Annotated in this window: 1 pseudogene; it reads right to left on the bottom strand. The window is 58.9% G+C overall.

The annotated features are described in order from the left end of the window. Nucleotides 1–660, bottom strand: a pseudogene (locus ACI77D_RS29320) (type IV secretion protein Rhs); the annotation flags it as partial.

The following is a 660-nucleotide window of genomic DNA, read 5'->3' as shown; positions in this document are numbered from 1 at the left end:
GGCGGTGATTTTTCCGTAGGGGTTGTAGCTGTATTCCCGCGTAGCTCCATCGTGCAGGGTCAGTTTCAGCAGACGCCCGGCGGCATCCCATTGATACTGGGTTAGCGTTCCATGCTCTTCCTCGCGTGCAATCTGCCTACCAAGATCGTCATAGCGATAGCGCTTGATACCGCCATTTGGCAGCTGCTCCTCAAGCAGCTGACCACGTTCATTCCAGACCAGCCGGTGACAACTGTTATCCGGATACCAAATCCCGGTCAGTTGCCCGTATTTGTTGTAGCTGTAGTCCGTAATGTGGCCGTCGGGATCGGTCTTGCGAATGACGTCGCCCTGGTCGTTGCGCTCATACTTCCAGACCGCCTCACCACGCCGTACAACCCGTACGAGCCCGTTATCGTGCTCGTAGGAAGTCGGCTCATCCTCCCCAGGAAACAACGCCACCAAACGTCCGGCGTCGTCGTACTGATACGCCGTCACCGCCCCCAACGGGTCCTGCTCGACCGTCAGTCGGCCCTTGTCATCGTAGGATTTGAAGTGCTCGGCGCCATCGGGATCAATGCGCTGCACCAGCCGCGCCCGCTGGTCATGCACGTAAACTTCCCGGCTGCCATCAGCGTTCTGAACCGTGACCCGGCCGTTGTCATCCCACGCATACCGCGT

The sequence above is a fragment of the Pseudomonas sp. O39 genome, from assembly GCF_045447295.1.
GTDB lineage: Bacteria > Pseudomonadota > Gammaproteobacteria > Pseudomonadales > Pseudomonadaceae > Aquipseudomonas > Aquipseudomonas antarctica_A.
This window is presented reverse-complemented; position numbering and strand designations above follow the sequence as displayed.